Here is a 1,026-nt window from a genome sequence, read left to right on the forward strand (position 1 = left end):
CTATTCTTTCTATTAATAGATGCTAGCAGTTCTAGTAATATGATTACTTTTTAAAATTAATAGAGAAATAAAAAACCTTGGCCATAAGACCAAGGTAAAAACGTTATTTTCTTGTTACGAGTCTCGGTGCTGTTAATAGAATTAGACAGCAGATAATTGCGGAGACAATAAGAGTTGGAATCATGTAGGTTGCATTATAACCTAGTGAATATAAAACTACAGGCATTCCATCAGGAGCATATTCTGCAAAAAAGATAGCCCCGCCAATTACATGGACGATATATCTTAGGAAATTTCCAATGAATGCAGCTAAAATGATAAGAAAAATCATTCGATTGCGATTTCCTAGAGATTGTTGAATTTGTTTAAATAAAATACCGCTAAAACCAACTACAGTAAATGCTAAATAATAATCTAGAAATGCTTGGAATGGATGATATACACTTGGATTACCGATTGCAACTTGTAAAAAGCCAAATATTAGTCCTGTTAACAGACCGCCGCTTAGTCCTCTACGAAATGCCATAATAAAAACGGGTATCATTCCTAAGGAAACAGTCCCACCTTGAGGCATTTTGAAGAAAATACCAGAAGCTAAATCCAACAAAAATGCTAAAGCGGCCATCATTGCCACTTCAATTAAAAATAATAAACGTTGATTCACTTGCAAATTTAAAAACCTCTCTTCTTGCACAATAAACCAAAACCTATTAGTAATAAGAATCCAGAATCCATATGTCATTGCTTAATGTAAAACAAAAAGCAATGTATGGAATATGAACGATGGTTCCAAACATTGCTTTTATTATGACCATCCACATCCCTACGCTAGTACTAACTAACAGGTTCGAAGGGTTAGAATAACATAAAAAGAGCTTATTCAATCTCAGCCAGTGGCTCCCCTTGTGGTTTGTATGCTTATTTATTTTGATTTTAACTATACATCATTCTATTTAACCCAACAAGTGTTTTATTTTAAAGAATTGTAAGAGAATGATGAAATGAATTTATTGCTAACTTATAGTA

General features: G+C 32.8%; 1 protein-coding gene and 1 riboswitch. The gene reads right to left on the reverse strand.

Going from position 1 to position 1,026, the window contains the following annotated elements; all coding sequences use genetic code 11:
- Positions 1-103 precede the first annotated feature (103 nt).
- Positions 104-670 carry an energy-coupled thiamine transporter ThiT gene (thiT, locus tag HU235_RS12845; protein ID WP_145585391.1) on the reverse strand — a complete coding sequence of 189 codons (567 nt, stop codon included), beginning with the start codon at positions 668-670 and terminating at the stop codon, positions 104-106.
- A gap of 133 nt (positions 671-803) precedes the next feature.
- Positions 804-914: riboswitch (TPP riboswitch) on the reverse strand.
- Positions 915-1,026 lie beyond the last annotated feature (112 nt).

It is taken from the genome of Metabacillus niabensis, from assembly GCF_902829255.1.
Lineage (GTDB): Bacteria > Bacillota > Bacilli > Bacillales > Bacillaceae > Metabacillus > Metabacillus niabensis.